Here is a 15,664-nt window from a genome sequence, read left to right as displayed (position 1 = left end):
GGCTACCTCACCGAGGTCCACCACGTCCAAGCCTGGGCAGCAGGCGGACAGACCAACATCACCGTGCTCATCCTCGCCTGCAAACCCCACCACGACCTGCTCACCACCGGCGGATGGACCATCCGACGACACCACAACGGCGACGTCGAATGGATACCCCCACCCCACCTGCCCCTGCGCGGCGGAATCAACACCTTCCACCACCTCGATCGGATGACCGATCCGGGCCGGGCAAACTGACAGGTGTGACCAGGGGAGTGTTCACCACACTGTTGCTCAACGGGCGCGTGCACAGCCCCTCGCACCCCGACGCGACGGCCATGGCGGTGCGCGACGGCGTGGTCGCCTGGCTGGGCGCCGACGAGGTGGGGCTGGAGCAGTTCCCCGACGCCGAGCGCACCGACCTCGGTGGAGCGTTCGTCGCGCCCGCATTCGTCGACAGCCACGTGCACCTGACCGCGACGGGGCTGAGGATCACCGGCCTGGATCTGAGCGCGGCCACCAGCCTGGCGCACTGCCTGCAACTTCTCACCGACTACGTCGGCACACACCCCGGCCGGCCCGTCTGGGGTCACGGCTGGGACGACACCACCTGGCCTCAGCCGCCGGCGACCGCCGATCTGGACGCGATCCTCGGCGACACCCCGGCCTACCTCGCCCGCATCGACGTGCACTCCGCGGTGGCCTCCAGCGCCTTGCGGGCCCGGATCCCGGGACTGCAGGCGGCCACCGGCTTCCACCCGGAGTCGCCGCTGCACGCCGACGCCCATCACCTTGTGCGCGCCGAAGCCCGCCGGCTGCTGACCGTCGGTCAGCGCGCAGACGCCCGGCGGGCCGCGCTTGACCTGGCGGCCTCGGCCGGAGTCGTCGCCGTCCATGAGTGCGCCGGTCCCGACATCGGCGGACTGGAGGACTGGGAGGAACTGCGAGACACCCGCCACGGCGTCGAGGTCGTCGGCTACTGGGGTGAGGCCGTCGGCTCCGCCGCGCAGGCGCGGGCACTGCTCGAGGCCACCGGCGCCCGCGGCCTGGCCGGGGACCTGTTCGTCGACGGTGCGCTCGGCTCGCGCACCGCGTGGCTGTGCGCGCCGTACGCCGACGCGCCCGGGGTATCCGGGATGTGTCACCTGGACGCCGACACCATCACCGAGCACCTGCTCGCGTGCACCGACGCCGGCGTGACGGCCGGCTTCCACGTCATCGGCGACGCGGCCGTCACCGCCGCCGTCGCCGCGCTGGAACGCACGGTCGACCGTTTCGGCGCCCCCGCGGTCGCCCGCTGCGGGCACCGGCTCGAACACCTGGAGATGGTGTCGGCCGAACAGGCGGCGAAGCTGGGGCAGTGGGGGGTCATCGCCAGCGTGCAGCCCGGATTCGACGCGCTCTGGGGCGGGGAGCACGGCATGTACGCCCGGCGCCTCGGCGCGATCCGGGCCGCCGGGCTCAACCCGCTGGCACTGTTAGCATCGGCAGGCGTGCCCCTGGCATTCGGTTCAGATTCCCCCGTGAGCAGTATCGATCCCTGGAGTTGGGTGCGCGCCGCGGCCGGGCATCACACCCCGGGCAGTGCGATCTCGGTGCGCGCGGCCTTCGCGGCAGCCACGCGCGGGGCCTGGCGCGCCGGCGGGGTGCGCGACGGGATCACCGGCACCCTCGTTCCCGGCGCCGCGGCGTCCTACGCCGTCTGGGACGCGGCCACCCTCGCCGGCCTCGACATCGCCGCGCCGCCCGACGGAGTGCAGCGCTGGTCCACCGATCCGCGCTCGCGGGTTCCCGCGCTGCCCCGGCTGGGGTCCGGCGACCCGACCCCGCGCTGTCTGCAGACCGTGCACCGCGGGGTCGTGCTGCATGGTTAGACGTCCTCCGCTGCGGGCGGGCGCGGCCGTCGTCGCGGGCCTGCTGCTCTGCGTGAGTTTTCCGCCGATCAGCGTGTGGTGGTCGGCCGTCCCGGCGATCGCGCTGTTCACCTGGACGCTGGTGCATCCCAGGACGTCACTGCTCGGCGGGCTCGGCTACGGGCTGCTCTTCGGATTGGCCTTCTACGTTCCGCTGCTGCCCTGGATCGGCGGGCTGGTCGGCCCGGTGCCGTGGCTGTTGCTGGCGCTGCTGCAGGCCGCGTTCTGCGCGGTGTTCGGTCTGTTCGCGGTGCTCGTCGCCAGGCTGCCGGGTTGGCCGCTGTGGCTGGCGCTGGTCTGGGTGATGCAGGAGTGGGTCAAATCCAGTGTGCCCTTCGGCGGATTCCCCTGGGGTGTCGTCGCTTTCGGGCAGACCGGCGGGCCGATGCTGGCGCTGGCCCGGTGGGGCGGTGCGCCGCTGGTGTCGCTCGGGGTGGTGCTGCTGGGCACGGCGCTGTGTGCGCTGAGCACCGAGACGCTGCGGTGGGTGCGCACGTCCGGGCTGACGACGCCGCAGAATCCGCGGGCGATCGTCGTTCCGGCGGCGTGTGTGGTCGCGGTGCTCCTGGTGACCGCGGTCGCCGCACCCGGTCTGCGCCGCGCCGGTGTGCCGGTGGCCGACGAACCCACGGTCACCGTCGCCGCGATTCAGGGCAACGTCCCGCGACTCGGTCTGGATTTCGCCAGCCAGCGCCGCGCCGTGCTGGACAACCACGTCCGGGAGACGATCGCGCTCGCCGAGGATGTCCGCGCCGGCACCGCACCGCAACCGACGTTCGTCGTGTGGCCCGAGAACTCCTCGGACATCGATCCGCTGGACAACCCCGACGCCGCGCGGCAGATCGACGCGGCCGCGCGGGCCATCGGCGTGCCGATCCTCGTCGGGACCGTCGTCGCCCGGGCGGATGCGACGCCGGAGAATCCGACCGCGTCGAACTCCGTCATCGTGTGGGATCCGGTCACCGGACCGGGGGAGCGCTACGACAAGCAGATCGTGCAACCCTTCGGCGAGTACCTGCCGTGGCGCGCCCTGTTCCTGCGGTTGTCGTCCTACGCCGATCGGGCCGGCTACTTCGTGCCGGGCAGCGGCAGCGGGGTCCTGTATCCGGCCGGGGTGGCGGTCGGGGTGGCGACGTGCTGGGAGGTCATCTTCGACCGCGCCTTGCGCGCGGCGGTCCGCAACGGCGCGCAGATTCTGGCGGTGCCGACCAACAACGCCACCTTCGACGCCGGGATGAGCGAACAGCATCTGGCCTTCGCCCGACTGCGGGCCGCCGAGCACGGCCGGTACGTGATCGTGGCCGGGACCACCGGCATCAGCGCCGCGATCGCCCCCGACGGCCGCGAACTGACCCGTACCGAGTTCTTCACCCCCGCCTATTTGGACGTGGTGATGCGACTGCGCAACGAGCGCACCCCGGCCACCCGGTGGGGCGACTGGCTGCAGTGGGCCATGGTCGCCGCCGCTTCCGCTGTGCTGGCGGCCGCGATCCTGCACAATGGTGGACCGCGCCTGGGTGGACCGCGCCTGGGTGGACCGCGCCGGGCCGGAGTCGTGCGCACAGCGCGCCGGCGGGACGAAGGAGCCGCATGAGCAGCCAGCGACGGGCTTCGGACAAGCTCCCCAGCCGGCGGACGCTGGTCATCATCCCGACCTACAACGAACGGGAGAACCTGCCGCTGATCGTGGGCAGGGTGCACCAGTCCCGCCCCGACGTGCATGTGCTGGTGGTCGACGACGGCAGCCCGGACGGGACGGGCCGTCTGGCCGACGAGTTGGCGCTGGCCGACCCCGACCGGGTCCACGTCATGCACCGCACCGCCAAGGACGGCCTGGGTGCGGCGTATCTGGCGGGATTCGCCTGGGGACTGGCACGCCAGTACGGCGTGCTGGTGGAGATGGACGCCGACGGCAGTCACGCCCCCGAACAGCTCTACCGGCTTCTCGATGCGATCGACAACGGGGCCGACGTGGCTATCGGCTCACGCTACGTCGACGGCGGGACGGTGCGGAACTGGCCGTGGCGGCGCCTGGTGCTGTCGCGGACGGCCAACACCTATTCGCGGCTGCTGCTCGGCGTCGACATCCGCGACATCACCGCCGGCTACCGCGCCTACCGCCGCGAGGTGCTGGAGAAGATCGACCTCTCCAGCGTCGACTCGAAGGGCTACTGCTTCCAGATCGATCTGACCTGGCGCGCGGTCAACAACGACTTCACGGTCGTCGAGGTGCCGATCACGTTCACCGAACGCGAACTCGGCGTGTCGAAGATGAGCGGGTCGAACATCCGCGAGGCACTGGTGAAGGTCGCCCGGTGGGGCATCGGCGGCCGGCTGGACCGGGCCCGCGGCGTGGTCCGGTAGGGAAGCGTCGCAGCGTCAGCCGCGGCGCTTGGTCTTGATCAGTTCCAGGCGTTCCTTGAGCAGGTCCTCGAGTTCGTCGACCGAGCGGCGTTCGAGCAGCATGTCCCAGTGCGTCCGGGGCGGCTTGACCTTCTTCGGTTCAGGCAGGTCGCCCTCGATCAAGGTGCCCTCGAGCCCGTTGCGGCACTGCCAGGTGCCGGGAATCTCCGCGTCGTCGGCGAAGGGAACCTCGAACTCCTCGCCGTTCTCAGTGCGGTATCGCGCGATCTGACGCGGCGCGAGGTCGTGGTTGCGGTCCGTCTCGTAGCTCACGGCGCCGAGCCGGCTGCCTCTGAGCACACGATCAGCCATCGTCATTCTCCTTAGCGCTCGTGAGGGGGCAGGGCAGAAAGCCCAGTTCAGGACCGTCGCGGTGCCCTGTGTCCCTTCCCATGATACCCGGCTGCGCGGCCCGGGCGGTTTACCCTCATGCCGTGACGCGACGCGCCCGCCCGGAGCCGTGCCGCTGGTGCGGGCGCGCCGTGCCCGACGCCGGGCTGGGCCGTCGCCGGCAGTACTGCCGGCAGTCCTGCCGGCAGCGGGCGTATGAGCAGCGTGCCCAGGTCAGGGGTACCGCGGTGGCCCCAGATGCGGTCGTACTGACCGCCGCCGAGGCCGCCGATCTCGCCGACCGGGTCTATCAGGTGCGCTGCGCGGCCGAGGACGTGTCCACCGCGGTCGCCGAAGGCGCGTCGGCCGCCGAGGTGCGCGAGCTGTGTGCCGCTCTGCTGCGGGCCGTCGAGGCGGCCGATGGTTGGCGTTGAGCCGTGATCGGCAGCGGTGGTCAGCAGCTGTACTGGACGCCGATTCCGGCCGCGGGCCTGGCCTGGCGCGTGCATCCGTAGGTGTCGATGCCCGAATCGCTGTAGCGCACCGCGGTCCGGCGTGCGTAGTTCACGCAGACCAGCACCTCGGTGTCGGTACGGCAGCGGAAGTCGCCGAACGCCAGCGAGTTGCCCGGCGGTAGCGGAGGCCCCTGGCCGGCGGCGAAACGACCGGGATCACCGTGCGCCGAACCGATCTGCACACCGGCGCCGTCGAAATCCACCCACCCGCCCTTCCAGACCCCGTACACCTCGGCCGGCTGCGGCGGCGGGTCGCGCAGGTCGACCAGGCAGGCCAGGGCCGCCGAGCCGCGGCGGGTGTCGGTCATGCACGTCGTACCCGACGCGGTGGTGAAGGCGACATCGTCACCCAGGGCGGTGGTGGCCCCGCCCCGCAGCGCGATGTGGAACTCGTCCAGCTCAAGCGGGGTGGCTGCTTCGGTCCACGCGATCACCGCCGCGACCGGTGAGCCCGGCGGCGGCGCCGCACCCGCACCGGTCCGCGTTGACGTCGGTGTCTGCGTTGACGTCGGGGCGGCGGCCGGGCGCGACGGCGAGATCGGCGTCAGCTGGGTCGCGCGCTGCTCACCGGAGGGCGCTTGCGAACACCCCGCCACCAGCACCGACGCGGCGAAGAGCAGCACGGCCCGCACCCCGACAGGCTAACCGCGCTACCGTCACAACCATGAAGCGCCACACCGTGCGCGTCGCGACCTCCGGCGGCGTGGTCGAGGGAACCGTTCGCGACGGGGTCAACCGCTGGCGTTCCATTCCCTATGCCCGACCGCCGGTCGGGCCGCTGCGCTTCCGGGCGCCCCAGCCGGCCCAGCCGTGGAGCGGCGTGCTGCCCTGCCACGACTTCGGCAACTGTGCGCCCCAGCAGCGTCGCTACACCATGACCGGACTCGGCAAGTACCAGCCGATGAGTGAGGACTGCCTCACGCTCAACGTGGTCACGCCGCGCTGGTCGGGCTCGGGGCCCGACCGCGAGCCGCTTCCGGTGATGTTCTTCATCCACGGCGGCGGCTACATCCTGGGCAGCTCGGCCACGCCGATCTACGACGGAGCGGCACTGGCCCGCCGCGGCTGCGTGTACGTGTCGGCCAATTATCGTCTGGGTGCGTTAGGCGCTCTCGACCTCTCGTCGCTGTCGACACCGGACACGCCCATCGAGGGCAACCTGTTTCTGCGCGACCTGGTGATGGCGCTGCGCTGGGTGCGGGAGAACATCGCCGCCTTCGGCGGTGATCCGGACAACGTGACGATCTTCGGTGAGAGCGCCGGCGCCCACGCCGTGGCCACCCTGCTGGCCGTGCCCGAGGCCGGGGGGCTCTTCGCGCGGGCGATCTCGGAAAGCCCGGCGTCGGGGCTGATCAGTAGTCCGGAAACGGCCGGTGAGATCGCCGGCCACTACGTCGATCTGCTCGGTGTCAGTCCGCATCGCGCCGCTGAGACGGTGATGACGGCCAGTCCCGCCCAGCTGGGCAGGGCACTGGACAAGCTGCTCGCCCAGAGCATGGATCGGATGGTGGGCGCGTTCGCGGTCGGGCCGACCCTGGGTGATGACGTCTTGCCGGCCGATCCACTACATGCGATGAAAACCGGTGCCGCCCATCAGGTTCCGCTGATCGTGGGCACCAATGCGCACGAGGGCAGGCTCTTCACCCGGATCCTGAAACTGCTCCCGACGACCGAGGCGGCGATCGAGCAGCTGCTGTCCCGGGCCGAACCGGGAGCGCGGGAGCGCATCACCGGCGCCTACCCGAGCTATCCGCACCCCCGGGCGTGCGTGCAACTCGGCGGTGACTTCGCCTTCAGCTCGGCGACCTGGCAGATCGCCGAGTCGCACGGCCGTCATGCGCCGACCTACGTCTACCGCTACGACTACGCTCCGCGAACCTTCCACTGGGCCGGCCTGGGCGCCACCCACGCCACCGAATTGCTGGCGGTGTTCGATCTCTACCGCACGCCGTGGGGTTCGGCGCTGACCGCCGGGGTGGACCGCCGCTCGGCGCTGAAGGTGAGCCACCATGTCGGCAGCCGCTGGCACAGCTTCAGCCGAACCGGGGTGCCCAGCGCCGACTGGCCGGCCTACACCCCCGAGGAGCGCGCCGTCATGGTGTTCGACCACTACACCCGGGTCGAGTACGACCCGCATCCGCATCGCCGCAAGGCCTGGGAGGGTTTCGGAATGGGCGCGCATCAGCCGGCGAACACCGACTGACGTGGCCCGGGGCCCGGCACGCATCGAACGCCCCGCCGACCTGACGGCGGACTGGCTGACTGCCGCCGTCGGGGCGGGCCGGATCGGTGCGTTCGAGGTCGAGCGCATCGGCACCGGACAGATGAGCGAGTGTTACCGCGTCCGGCTGGACTACGCCGCCGGCGAAGGGCCCGCCTCGGTGATCCTCAAGGTGGCTGCCAGCGATCCGGTGAGCAGGCAGACCGGGCACGCGCTGGGACTCTACGAGCGCGAGGTCCGCTTCTACTCCGAGTTGGCGCCCGGGCTGGGCGGACCCGTCGCGCAGTGTTTCCACGCCTCCTACGATCCCGACTCCGGTGTCTTCGCGCTGCTGCTCGACGACGCCGCGCCCGCGGAGGTCGGCGATGAGATCCGCGGCGCGACCCTGGCCGACGCCACCTTGGCGCTGACTCACCTGGGCCACCTGCACGCGCCGCTTATCGGCAGTCAGACCCTGGCCGCGACCGCGTGGCTCGGTGCCGCGTCGCCGATGAATCAGGCGCTGCTCACCCAGTTGTTCGTCGGGTTCCTCGACCGCTACGGCGAGGTGATCACACCGGAGCAGCGCACGGTGTGCCAGCGGCTGGTGGACAGCTTCGACGCCTATGTCGCCGCCGAGGCGGCCCCGCAACGCGTCAAGGGACTGGTTCACGGCGACTACCGGCTGGACAACATGCTCTTCGGCCGGCCCGGGGCGCTGCGTGACCTCACCGTTGTGGACTGGCAGACCGTCACCTGGGGCCCGGCCCTGACCGACGTCGCCTATTTCCTGGGCTGTGCGCTGCCGGTGGCCGACCGGCGGGCCCACTACGACGAGTTGCTCGCCGCCTATCACGCAGGTCTGGGACCTGAGGCGCCGCTGACCCTCGACGAGGTGCGCGACGGGGTGCGGCGGCAGAGTTTCTTCGGCGTGATGATGACCATCGTGTCCTCGATGCTGGTGGAGCGCACCGACCGCGGTGACCGGATGTTTTTGACCATGCTGGACCGGCACAGCAGCCAGGTGCTCGACACCGGAGCGCTGGACATCCTGCCCGCGCCCGCCGGATATCAGGCGCTGCAACCGGATCCGGCCGAGGAGAAGGCCCACCAGCCCGGTGACGAGCCGCTGTGGAGTGAGAGTTGGTACTGGGATTTCGCCGACGAGGGTCAGGGGCTGGGCGGGTGGATCCGGCTGGGGCTGATCCCCCATCAGGGTCACGCCTGGATCAATGCCCTGATATGCGGACCGGACGTACCCACGGTGGCACTGCTGGACTTCCACGCACCGTTGCCGGTCGACCCGAATGCGCTGAGCAGCGACGGCATCGAGATGCGCCACGGCGCAACGGTTCCGCTGCAGCAGTACCGGGTCCAGATCAGCGGGCCCGCGCAGAGCTTCGAGGATCCGGCCGCACTGCTTCGCGGCGAGCCGGGTCGTCCGTCGCGGCTGGCGATGGACCTGACCTGGACCACCGCCGGCACCCCCTACGCCTACCGGATCACCAGCCGCTACGAAATCCCCTGCACGGTCAGCGGCAGCGTGACCGTCGATGACCGGACCTTCGATTTCCACGCGGTCGCCGGACAGCGCGACCACTCCAACGGGGTGCGGGACTGGTGGTCCATGGATTGGGTGTGGAGCGCGCTGCACCTCGAAGACGGCACCCATCTGCACGGGGTGGATCTGCGCATCCCCGACCTGCCGCCGGTCAGCGCCGGATACCTTCAGCGGCCCGGCGAACCGGTGGTCGAGACCACCGCCGTCACCGCGCGGGCGACCTTCGCCGACAGCGGGCTGCCGCTGACGACGACGCTGAGCATGCAGCCCGGCGATCTCGAGGTGACCGTCTCGGTGCGCGGCCACGCGCCGGTGCGGCTCGATTCCCCGGAGGGCCGGGTGAGTCTGTTCCCGCGGGCGTGGGCCACGGTCACCACCGCCGACGGCCGCCGCGGGGTGGGCTGGCTGGAGTGGAACCGCAACCTGTGAGCCTCAGCCCTTGACCACCTGGGTACCGCCGGCGAGCTGGTCGTGTTTGCCCTGCCGGGTGGGACTGTCCTTGATCGTCACCGCGATCACCAGGTAGGCGATGAACGCCAGCAGCCCGCCGATGTAGGGGATGACGGTCAGCAGCGTGAAGCAGTTGCGGATCGCCGACTGTTTGAGGTCCGGCTTGGCCGCGCCGCCCGGTCCGTGCACCCGCAGTCCCAGCAGGCTCTTGGCCAGCGTGCGGCCCTGGGTCACCTCCATGGCGACGAAGTAGCCGAACATCAGCACCCCGGAGAACAACCCGGTGACCATGATGCTCCTGCTCACGCCGAACAGCACCGCCAGTAGTACGGCGCCGATGCCGACGATGAGCCCGTCGATCACCCGCGCGGCGAAGCGCACGCCCAAGCCCGCGGGTGGGGCTCCCCAACCGGCCGGGCCCTGCTGGGGTGCCGGATATCCGGCCGGGGGAGGGTAGCCGCCCGGATCGCCGGCCGGCGGGGGAGGATCGGGCGGCATCGGCTGTCCGGCCGGCGGCTCGGCGTTGGGATCGAAGCCGCCTTCGAAACCTCTGGTCATTGCAGCCTCCTCGGGCCAACGTGCGTTCCCCGTCCAATCTACGCGCAGGGCAGACCGGCACCGTCGGTTATCGTCGTCGGTTGTCGTCGTCGGTTATCGTCGTCCCCGGATGAACCCCCCGATCAAGTCCCGGCTGAATTACGCGTGGGAACCGCTGGCCGACGGTGTGTGGCGCTGTCGGCTTCCGTTCCTCGACGTCACGGTCGGCCTGGTGACCGGCGGCGACTCGGCACTGCTGATCGACTGCGGCACAACTCTGTTGGAGGCCGAAGCGATCGGGGCCGACGCCGGCGCGATCAGCGGCGCCGCGCCCGATCATCTGGTGCTGACCCATCACCATTTCGACCATGTGCTCGGCGGCGGGGCATTCCCGGATGCCCGGATCCACGCCGCGGCGCCGGTCGCGGTCGCGCTGACCGCCGGTCTGCAGGATCTGCGGCGCCATGCGCTGAGCTACGGCGCGCGCGCCGAGGACGTCGACGCCGCGATCGCCGCCGCGCGCCCGCCCGACGATATTCTCACGCACACCACGATCGACCTCGGTGAGCGTCGGGTGATCGTCGAGCACCCGGGTCGCGGTCACACCGATCACGATCTGGTGGTGGTGGTCCCGGCGCACGGGCCCGGTCGGCCCGCGGTGGTGTTCTGCGGCGATCTGGTCGAGCAGTCCGCCGATCCGGCCGTGGACGCCGACTCCGACCTGTCGGCCTGGCCGCGCACCCTGGACCGGCTGCTGGATCTCGGTGGCGAGGACGCGATTTACGTCCCCGGCCACGGTGCGGTCGTCGATGCCGCATTCGTGCGCCGACAACGCGACTGGCTGGCGCGGCGCGCCTAGTGCCCGAGTGTTACCAGCCGGAGCTGAGCACCCGCTCAAGCATGTCGACGAAGAAGTCGGCCGAGGCCCGGGTGATGCACATCGGCGGTTTGATCTTCAGGACGTTCTGCCGGTCGCCGGTGGGCTGCACGATCACCCCGAGTTCGCGCATCCGCTCGCAGATGGCGGCGGTCTCCTCGACGGCGGGTTCCAGCGTGGACCGGTCGCGCACGAGTTCGACGCCCATGTACAGCCCGCTGCCATGCACGGTGCCGATCAGCGGATGGCGGTCAGCCAGTGCGGTGATCCGGGCCTTGACGTGGTCGCCGATGCTGAGCGCATTCTGCTGCAGGCCTTCTCGTTCGATGAGGTCCAGCACGGTCAGCCCGACCACGCTCGACACCGGACTGCCGCCGGCCGAGGAGAAGAAGTAGCCCTGCGTCCGGTAGGCGTCGGCGATCTCGCGGGTGGTGATCACCGCGCCCAACGGCTGGCCGTTGCCCATCGCCTTGGCCACGCAGACGATGTCCGGCACGACGTCCTGTTGCTCGAAGGCCCAGAACCATCGCCCGGTTCGGCCGTAGCCGACCTGGACCTCGTCGGCGATCGCCAGGCCCCCGAGGGCTCGCACCGCCGCATAGACCGCCCGCAGGTACCCGTCGGGCAGCGCCATGCCGCCGGCGTTGCCGGAGAACGGCTCGCAGATGAACGCCGCCGGGGGATGGCCGTCGGCGGCGAGCTTGTCGATGATCGCGACCGCCTCGGGGGCGTAGCGGAGGGCTTCGGGGCCGCGGTGCTCGCCGCGGTAGGCGTTGGGGGAGGGGACGGTGTGCACCCACGGCGGCCGGGTGGACAGCGCGTTGGGGTTGTCGGCGACCGACGTGGAGATCGCGTCGGTCGCATAGGTCCAGCCGTGGTAGGCCTCGACCAGGGCGATCACGTCCTGGCGTCCGGTGGCCGCCATCGCCAGCCGCAGCGCCAGGTCATCGGCCTCCGATCCGGAGTTGACCAGGAAGACCGTGTCCAGCGGGTCGGGCAGGGTGGCAGCCAGCCGCTCGGAGAGTTCCACCACGCTGCCGTAGTTGAACCGGGAGTTGGTGTTCAGCCGTCGCCACTGCCGGGCCACCGCGTCGGCGAGGACCGGATGCCCGTGGCCGAGGACGGCGACATTGTTGACCATGTCGAGGTAGCTGCGGCCGTCGGTGGCGAGCAGATGTTCGCGCCAGCCGCGCTCGATGCGGGGCGGCTGCGCGTAGTAGTGCTCCTGCACGGTGGCGAACGACCGTGCCCGCCGCCGGCGCAGATCGGCGTGGTCCTGGGCGGCGTGGACGGCGGACTCGGCCGGCGGCAGCCCGAGCAGCACCGCCGGGTCGCTCACCAGGTCCAGCCAGCCCGCGGCGTACTCCGGGCGAACGAATTCCGGCACCGGTATCGGCTCGGTCCCGCGGCGGCACTGGATCCACACCGGGCCCTCGACGGTGCCCAGCGGTGTGCCGGCGGCCAGCTGCCCGTCGGGCAGCGGGGTCTCCGGCAGCCGAAGTGCGCCGCGCAGCTCGACGGTGCCCGACTCTCCGCGCAGCGTAAGGACCGTGGCGCACGCCGCGCCGGCGGACTCGACCGCCTCGATCCGGCCGGGCCAGGGCGCAGCGACGGGCAGCGCAGCCGCCGGCCACAGGTGCACGCCGGTGGCGACGGTGGCGGGCGACGCCGAGTTCAGCGTCGCCGAGCGCGTCAGCCGGGGTTGGCCGAAGCGGGTCGTCACCGCGGCCGCCCCCGCCGCGATGGCCTGCCCGGCCAGGCGGCCCTCGCAGTCCGGGTCCAGCCAGGCTCCGCCGTCCATGGCATCGGCCTCCGCGCCCAGATCCAGGCTCCTGACCCGGGCGGGGTCGAGGCCCGCCAGCAGCGGGGTGGTGGCCCGCAGCGCGTCGCCCGGGTGTGCCACGCCGAGTGTCTGTCGGATCTGGGCGGTCATCACCTCCGCGGGGATTCGGGTGGCACGGTCGAAGAGGAGTTGCTCGTCGGCGAGGTTGCCGACCGCGTAGGCGTTTTCGGCGTCGATCGAACTCTGGTGCACTCCGCTGACCACCAGCACCGCCGCGCGGAGCACGACCAGCGGCCACAGCGCCTCGATCTCCGCCGGCCCCAGGGGGCGCAGGGCGTGGAAGGCGGCGATGGCCGGCAGGACACCGGCCGGCTCGCCGCCCTCGTGGTCGAGGACCGAGGCCACCGCGACCGCCAGTTCGGCAACCGCCCACGAGTGCGTGAGGTCGCCGAAGTCGATGAGCCCGTCGGGCAGGCCGCCGGCGCGGGCCGGCGCACAGACGACGTTGTCGTCGGTGATGTCGCCGTGGATCACCTGCGTCGGCAGGTCCCCGGCCAGTCGCTCGACCACCCGCCAGGCGGATGCGGCGGCCGATTCGACCTCCTCCCGCCGGTTCGCGTCGCCGATATGCCCGGCAAGGAATTCCACGGTGCGATCAGCGTGGCGCAGATCCCACTGCAGTACGCGGTCAACACCGGGATGTTCGAAACTCGTCAGCGCGCGGGCGGTACGACCGGCCAGGGCGCCCAGCGCGGTAACCCGGGCAGGCGAGAGATAGCAGCTACCGGTCAGCGTACCGCCCGGCAAGTAGGTCAGGATGCGCGCGAAAAGCGTTGTGCTCGAACCGACGTCAGGAGCCGATATCTCCGCGATCGGAGCCACGCCGGCAGGGGCGAGGTTTGTGGCCGTCCGCACACTCTCACTGCTCGCGATGAATGCGGCGGCCGCATCCTGGGCCTCCAGCTCGACGCGGCTGAAAGCCGGATTGGCGATCTTGAGGACCCCGATCGGCGCATCGGCGACCGACAGCAGGAAGTTGGCGTCCTGCTGACTGCCCAGCGCGGTGGCGGTGACGTCCACCCCGAAGTGCTGCCGGGCGATCACGCGGGCCTGCTCGGGGGTCACCGCCGGAACCGGCAACTCCTCGGTCTGGAAGAAGTCGAACGCCGTCATCGGGCAATACTCTAATGCGTGCAGTACCGCTGGGTGCAGCGCTCGGGTCTGCCTGGGCTAGCGTGAAAAACGTGCGGGCGCTGGTCATCGTCGACGTGCAGAACGATTTCTGCGAGGGGGGATCCCTCGCGGTGACCGGGGGTGCAGCGGTGGCCGAGAAGATCGACACCCTGCTGGGCGCCCAACACGGCTACGACCACGTGATCGCCACGACGGATTACCACGTCGACCCCGGCGGGCACTTCTCCGAGAGCCCGGACTTCGCCACCTCCTGGCCGCGGCACTGTGTGGCGGGAACTGCCGGCGCACAACTTCACCCCGGACTTGACCCCTCGGGCATCGAGGCGGTGTTCCGCAAGGGTGCCCACGGTGCCGCCTACAGCGGGTTCGAGGGGACCGCCGACGGTGTCGGACTGGCCGACTGGCTGCGCGAGCACGCCGTCGACGCGGTCGACGTGGTGGGCATCGCCACCGACTACTGCGTGCGGGCCACCGCACTGGACGCCGCCCGGGCCGGATTCGCGACCCGGGTACTGCTCGACCTGACCGTCGGTGTGGCACCGGAGTCCACGGCGGCGGCCCTTGCCGAGTTGTCGGCGGCGGGTGTCGAACTCATCTGATGCGGGGGCGGGCTCAGCTGACGGTGCGCTTTCGCCGGTAGAGCGTTCCCGCCGCGAGCAGGATCAGGCTGATCACCAGGATTGCCGTCGCCAGCACGTTGATCTGCGGCGGTACCGCGGCCTTGGTGGCGGCGTTGACGTACAACGGGTAGGTGACCGTCGATCCGCTGACGAAATAGGTGATGATGAAGTCGTCCAGCGACAGCGCGAACGACAGCATCGCGGCCGCGATGATGCCCGGGACGATCAGCGGCAGGGTCACCTTGAAGAACGTCCGGGTCGGACCGGCGCCGAGGTCCAGTGAGGCGTCCTCCAGGGTCCAGTCGAAACCCCTGATCCGGGCGCGCACGGTCATCGCGATGAAGCTGATCTCGAACGCGACGTGGGCCAGCAGGACCGTCAGGTAGCCGGTCGCCCAGCCCATGCTGAGGAACAGCGTCAGCAGCGAGGCGCCCATCACCACCTCGGGCGAGGTCAGCGGCAGCACCAGGAAGGTGTCCACCGCACGGCTGCCGCGAAAGCGCTGGCGCACCAGGGCGATCGCGACCAGGGTTCCCAGGACCAGGGCGATCGCGGTCGACACCGCGGCGACGTTCAAGCTGAGCAGCAGCGCCTTGGTCAACGCCGGGTACTTGAACGGGTGCAACCAGTTCTCCAGGGTGAAGCCCTGCCAGGTGTAGTTGAATTTGCCCGCGGGGTCGTTGAACGAGAACGCCACGATGACCAGGATCGGCACGAACAGATACAGCAACACCAGACCGGCGACGACACGCAGCGCCAGGTCGCCCACCTTGAAGGTCCCCCGGACGCTACGTCCGGGTTCGGTGAGGGTGGTGACGGCCTGGGTGGTCACCTCACACCAGGTCCTCGGTGCCCAGCGCCCGGGTGTAGAGCAGCACGCCTGCCAGGATCAGCGCCATCAGCACGAAGCTCATCGCTGCCGCCACCGGGTAGTCCTTGAGCACCAGGAACTGCTTCTGGATGACGTTGCCGATCATGGTGGTCTTGGTGCTGCCCAGATAGTCGGCGTTGATGAAGTCGCCGACCGAGGGGATGAACACCAGCAGGCTGCCGGCCAGCACGCCGGGCAGCGCCAGCGGCAGGATCACCTTCCCGAACATCCTGCGGTTGGACGCGTACAGGTCGCGGGACGCCTCCAACAGCCGCGCGTCGATCTTCTCCAGGCTCACATAGATGGGCAGGATCATGAAGATGATCCAGTTGTAGGCCAGTCCGCCGATGACCGCCCAGCTGGTCGACAGCAGCCTGCCCTCGCTGGGCAGCAGCCCCACCGATCCCAGCGCCGAGACCACCGCGCCG

The 15,664-nt window shown here is 70.7% G+C and carries 15 protein-coding genes; 9 read left to right on the top strand and 6 right to left on the bottom strand.

Annotated features, from left to right (window positions below; translation table 11 throughout):
• The 4 genes from ACKOB8_RS14505 to ACKOB8_RS14490 form a co-directional block, all read left to right on the top strand.
• A partial coding sequence (locus ACKOB8_RS14505; RefSeq protein WP_526378438.1) for an HNH endonuclease signature motif containing protein occupies positions 1-240 on the top strand: 240 nt, incomplete at its 5' end.
• An 80-nt stretch (positions 241-320) separates the two neighbouring features.
• Positions 321-1,856, top strand: coding sequence for an amidohydrolase (locus tag ACKOB8_RS14500; RefSeq protein ID WP_526378446.1), 1,536 nt, complete (start codon positions 321-323; stop codon positions 1,854-1,856).
• Positions 1,849-3,489: an apolipoprotein N-acyltransferase gene (lnt, locus tag ACKOB8_RS14495; RefSeq protein WP_526378436.1), complete on the top strand. Its 1,641-nt coding sequence runs from the start codon at positions 1,849-1,851 to the stop codon at positions 3,487-3,489. Before ACKOB8_RS14500 ends, lnt begins: the two co-directional genes overlap by 8 nt.
• Entirely contained in the window at positions 3,486-4,259 is a 774-nt protein-coding gene (locus ACKOB8_RS14490) for a polyprenol monophosphomannose synthase (protein WP_526378434.1), read from the top strand. Before lnt ends, ACKOB8_RS14490 begins: the two co-directional genes overlap by 4 nt.
• Positions 4,260-4,274: 15 nt before the next feature.
• Here the strand turns inward: ACKOB8_RS14490 and ACKOB8_RS14485 are convergent, their stop codons facing one another.
• On the bottom strand, positions 4,275-4,610 hold the full coding sequence (locus tag ACKOB8_RS14485; RefSeq protein ID WP_526378432.1) for an RNA polymerase-binding protein RbpA: 336 nt from the start codon (positions 4,608-4,610) through the stop codon (positions 4,275-4,277).
• Between the two features lie 80 nt (positions 4,611-4,690).
• Between ACKOB8_RS14485 and ACKOB8_RS14480 the strand changes: the two genes are divergently transcribed.
• A complete protein-coding gene (locus tag ACKOB8_RS14480) occupies positions 4,691-5,062 on the top strand; it encodes a hypothetical protein (RefSeq protein WP_526378444.1) in 372 nt (123 codons plus the stop codon).
• Between the two features lie 20 nt (positions 5,063-5,082).
• On the opposite strand, the gene ACKOB8_RS14475 is transcribed toward ACKOB8_RS14480, so the two are convergent.
• Positions 5,083-5,775 (bottom strand): hypothetical protein, encoded by a 693-nt coding sequence (locus ACKOB8_RS14475; protein WP_526378430.1) that lies wholly within the window; start codon positions 5,773-5,775, stop codon positions 5,083-5,085.
• 32 nt (positions 5,776-5,807) lie between these two features.
• On the opposite strand from ACKOB8_RS14475, the gene ACKOB8_RS14470 reads away from it, so the two are divergent.
• On the top strand, positions 5,808-7,346 hold the full coding sequence (locus ACKOB8_RS14470; RefSeq protein ID WP_526378428.1) for a carboxylesterase/lipase family protein: 1,539 nt from the start codon (positions 5,808-5,810) through the stop codon (positions 7,344-7,346).
• Position 7,347: 1 nt separating this feature from the next.
• A complete protein-coding gene (locus tag ACKOB8_RS14465) occupies positions 7,348-9,333 on the top strand; it encodes a DUF7064 domain-containing protein (RefSeq protein WP_526378426.1) in 1,986 nt (661 codons plus the stop codon).
• 3 nt (positions 9,334-9,336) lie between these two features.
• Here the strand turns inward: ACKOB8_RS14465 and ACKOB8_RS14460 are convergent, their stop codons facing one another.
• Entirely contained in the window at positions 9,337-9,852 is a 516-nt protein-coding gene (locus tag ACKOB8_RS14460) for an RDD family protein (RefSeq protein ID WP_526378442.1), read from the bottom strand.
• A gap of 193 nt (positions 9,853-10,045) precedes the next feature.
• Between ACKOB8_RS14460 and ACKOB8_RS14455 the strand changes: the two genes are divergently transcribed.
• Positions 10,046-10,750 carry an MBL fold metallo-hydrolase gene (locus ACKOB8_RS14455; RefSeq protein WP_526378440.1) on the top strand — a complete coding sequence of 235 codons (705 nt, stop codon included), beginning with the start codon at positions 10,046-10,048 and terminating at the stop codon, positions 10,748-10,750.
• Positions 10,751-10,760: 10 nt separating this feature from the next.
• Here ACKOB8_RS14455 and ACKOB8_RS14450 read toward each other — a convergent pair whose 3' ends face one another.
• Positions 10,761-13,724 carry an aminotransferase gene (locus ACKOB8_RS14450; protein WP_526378424.1) on the bottom strand — a complete coding sequence of 988 codons (2,964 nt, stop codon included), beginning with the start codon at positions 13,722-13,724 and terminating at the stop codon, positions 10,761-10,763.
• 71 nt (positions 13,725-13,795) lie between these two features.
• Here ACKOB8_RS14450 and ACKOB8_RS14445 point away from each other — a divergent pair, with 71 nt between their 5' ends.
• Positions 13,796-14,344: an isochorismatase family protein gene (locus ACKOB8_RS14445; protein ID WP_526378422.1), complete on the top strand. Its 549-nt coding sequence runs from the start codon at positions 13,796-13,798 to the stop codon at positions 14,342-14,344.
• Positions 14,345-14,357: 13 nt separating this feature from the next.
• On the opposite strand, the gene ACKOB8_RS14440 is transcribed toward ACKOB8_RS14445, so the two are convergent.
• The gene (locus ACKOB8_RS14440) at positions 14,358-15,197 is read right to left on the bottom strand and encodes an ABC transporter permease (RefSeq protein ID WP_526378420.1); all 840 of its coding nucleotides are present in this window, start codon (positions 15,195-15,197) and stop codon (positions 14,358-14,360) included.
• A gap of 1 nt (position 15,198) precedes the next feature.
• The coding region (locus tag ACKOB8_RS14435; RefSeq protein WP_526378418.1) for an ABC transporter permease at positions 15,199-15,664 on the bottom strand (466 nt) is incomplete at its 5' end.

Origin of the sequence: Mycobacterium sp., from assembly GCF_046091765.1 — a bacterium.
GTDB lineage: Bacteria > Actinomycetota > Actinomycetes > Mycobacteriales > Mycobacteriaceae > Mycobacterium.
The sequence above is the reverse complement of the archived record's forward strand: the minus strand, read 5'-3'. Positions and strand labels throughout refer to the sequence as shown.

Bases quoted from the DNA above. Each gene is read 5' to 3' on its own strand.
- ACKOB8_RS14500 (WP_526378446.1), top strand. From the start codon at position 321: ATGGCGGTGCGCGACGGCGTGGTCGCCTGGCTGGGCGCCGACGAGGTG.
- lnt (WP_526378436.1), top strand. From the start codon at position 1,849: ATGGTTAGACGTCCTCCGCTGCGGGCGGGCGCGGCCGTCGTCGCGGGC.
- ACKOB8_RS14490 (WP_526378434.1), top strand. From the start codon at position 3,486: ATGAGCAGCCAGCGACGGGCTTCGGACAAGCTCCCCAGCCGGCGGACG.
- ACKOB8_RS14485 (WP_526378432.1), bottom strand. From the start codon at position 4,610: ATGGCTGATCGTGTGCTCAGAGGCAGCCGGCTCGGCGCCGTGAGCTAC.
- ACKOB8_RS14480 (WP_526378444.1), top strand. From the start codon at position 4,691: ATGATACCCGGCTGCGCGGCCCGGGCGGTTTACCCTCATGCCGTGACG.
- ACKOB8_RS14470 (WP_526378428.1), top strand. From the start codon at position 5,808: ATGAAGCGCCACACCGTGCGCGTCGCGACCTCCGGCGGCGTGGTCGAG.
- ACKOB8_RS14460 (WP_526378442.1), bottom strand. From the start codon at position 9,852: ATGCCGCCCGATCCTCCCCCGCCGGCCGGCGATCCGGGCGGCTACCCT.
- ACKOB8_RS14450 (WP_526378424.1), bottom strand. From the start codon at position 13,724: ATGACGGCGTTCGACTTCTTCCAGACCGAGGAGTTGCCGGTTCCGGCG.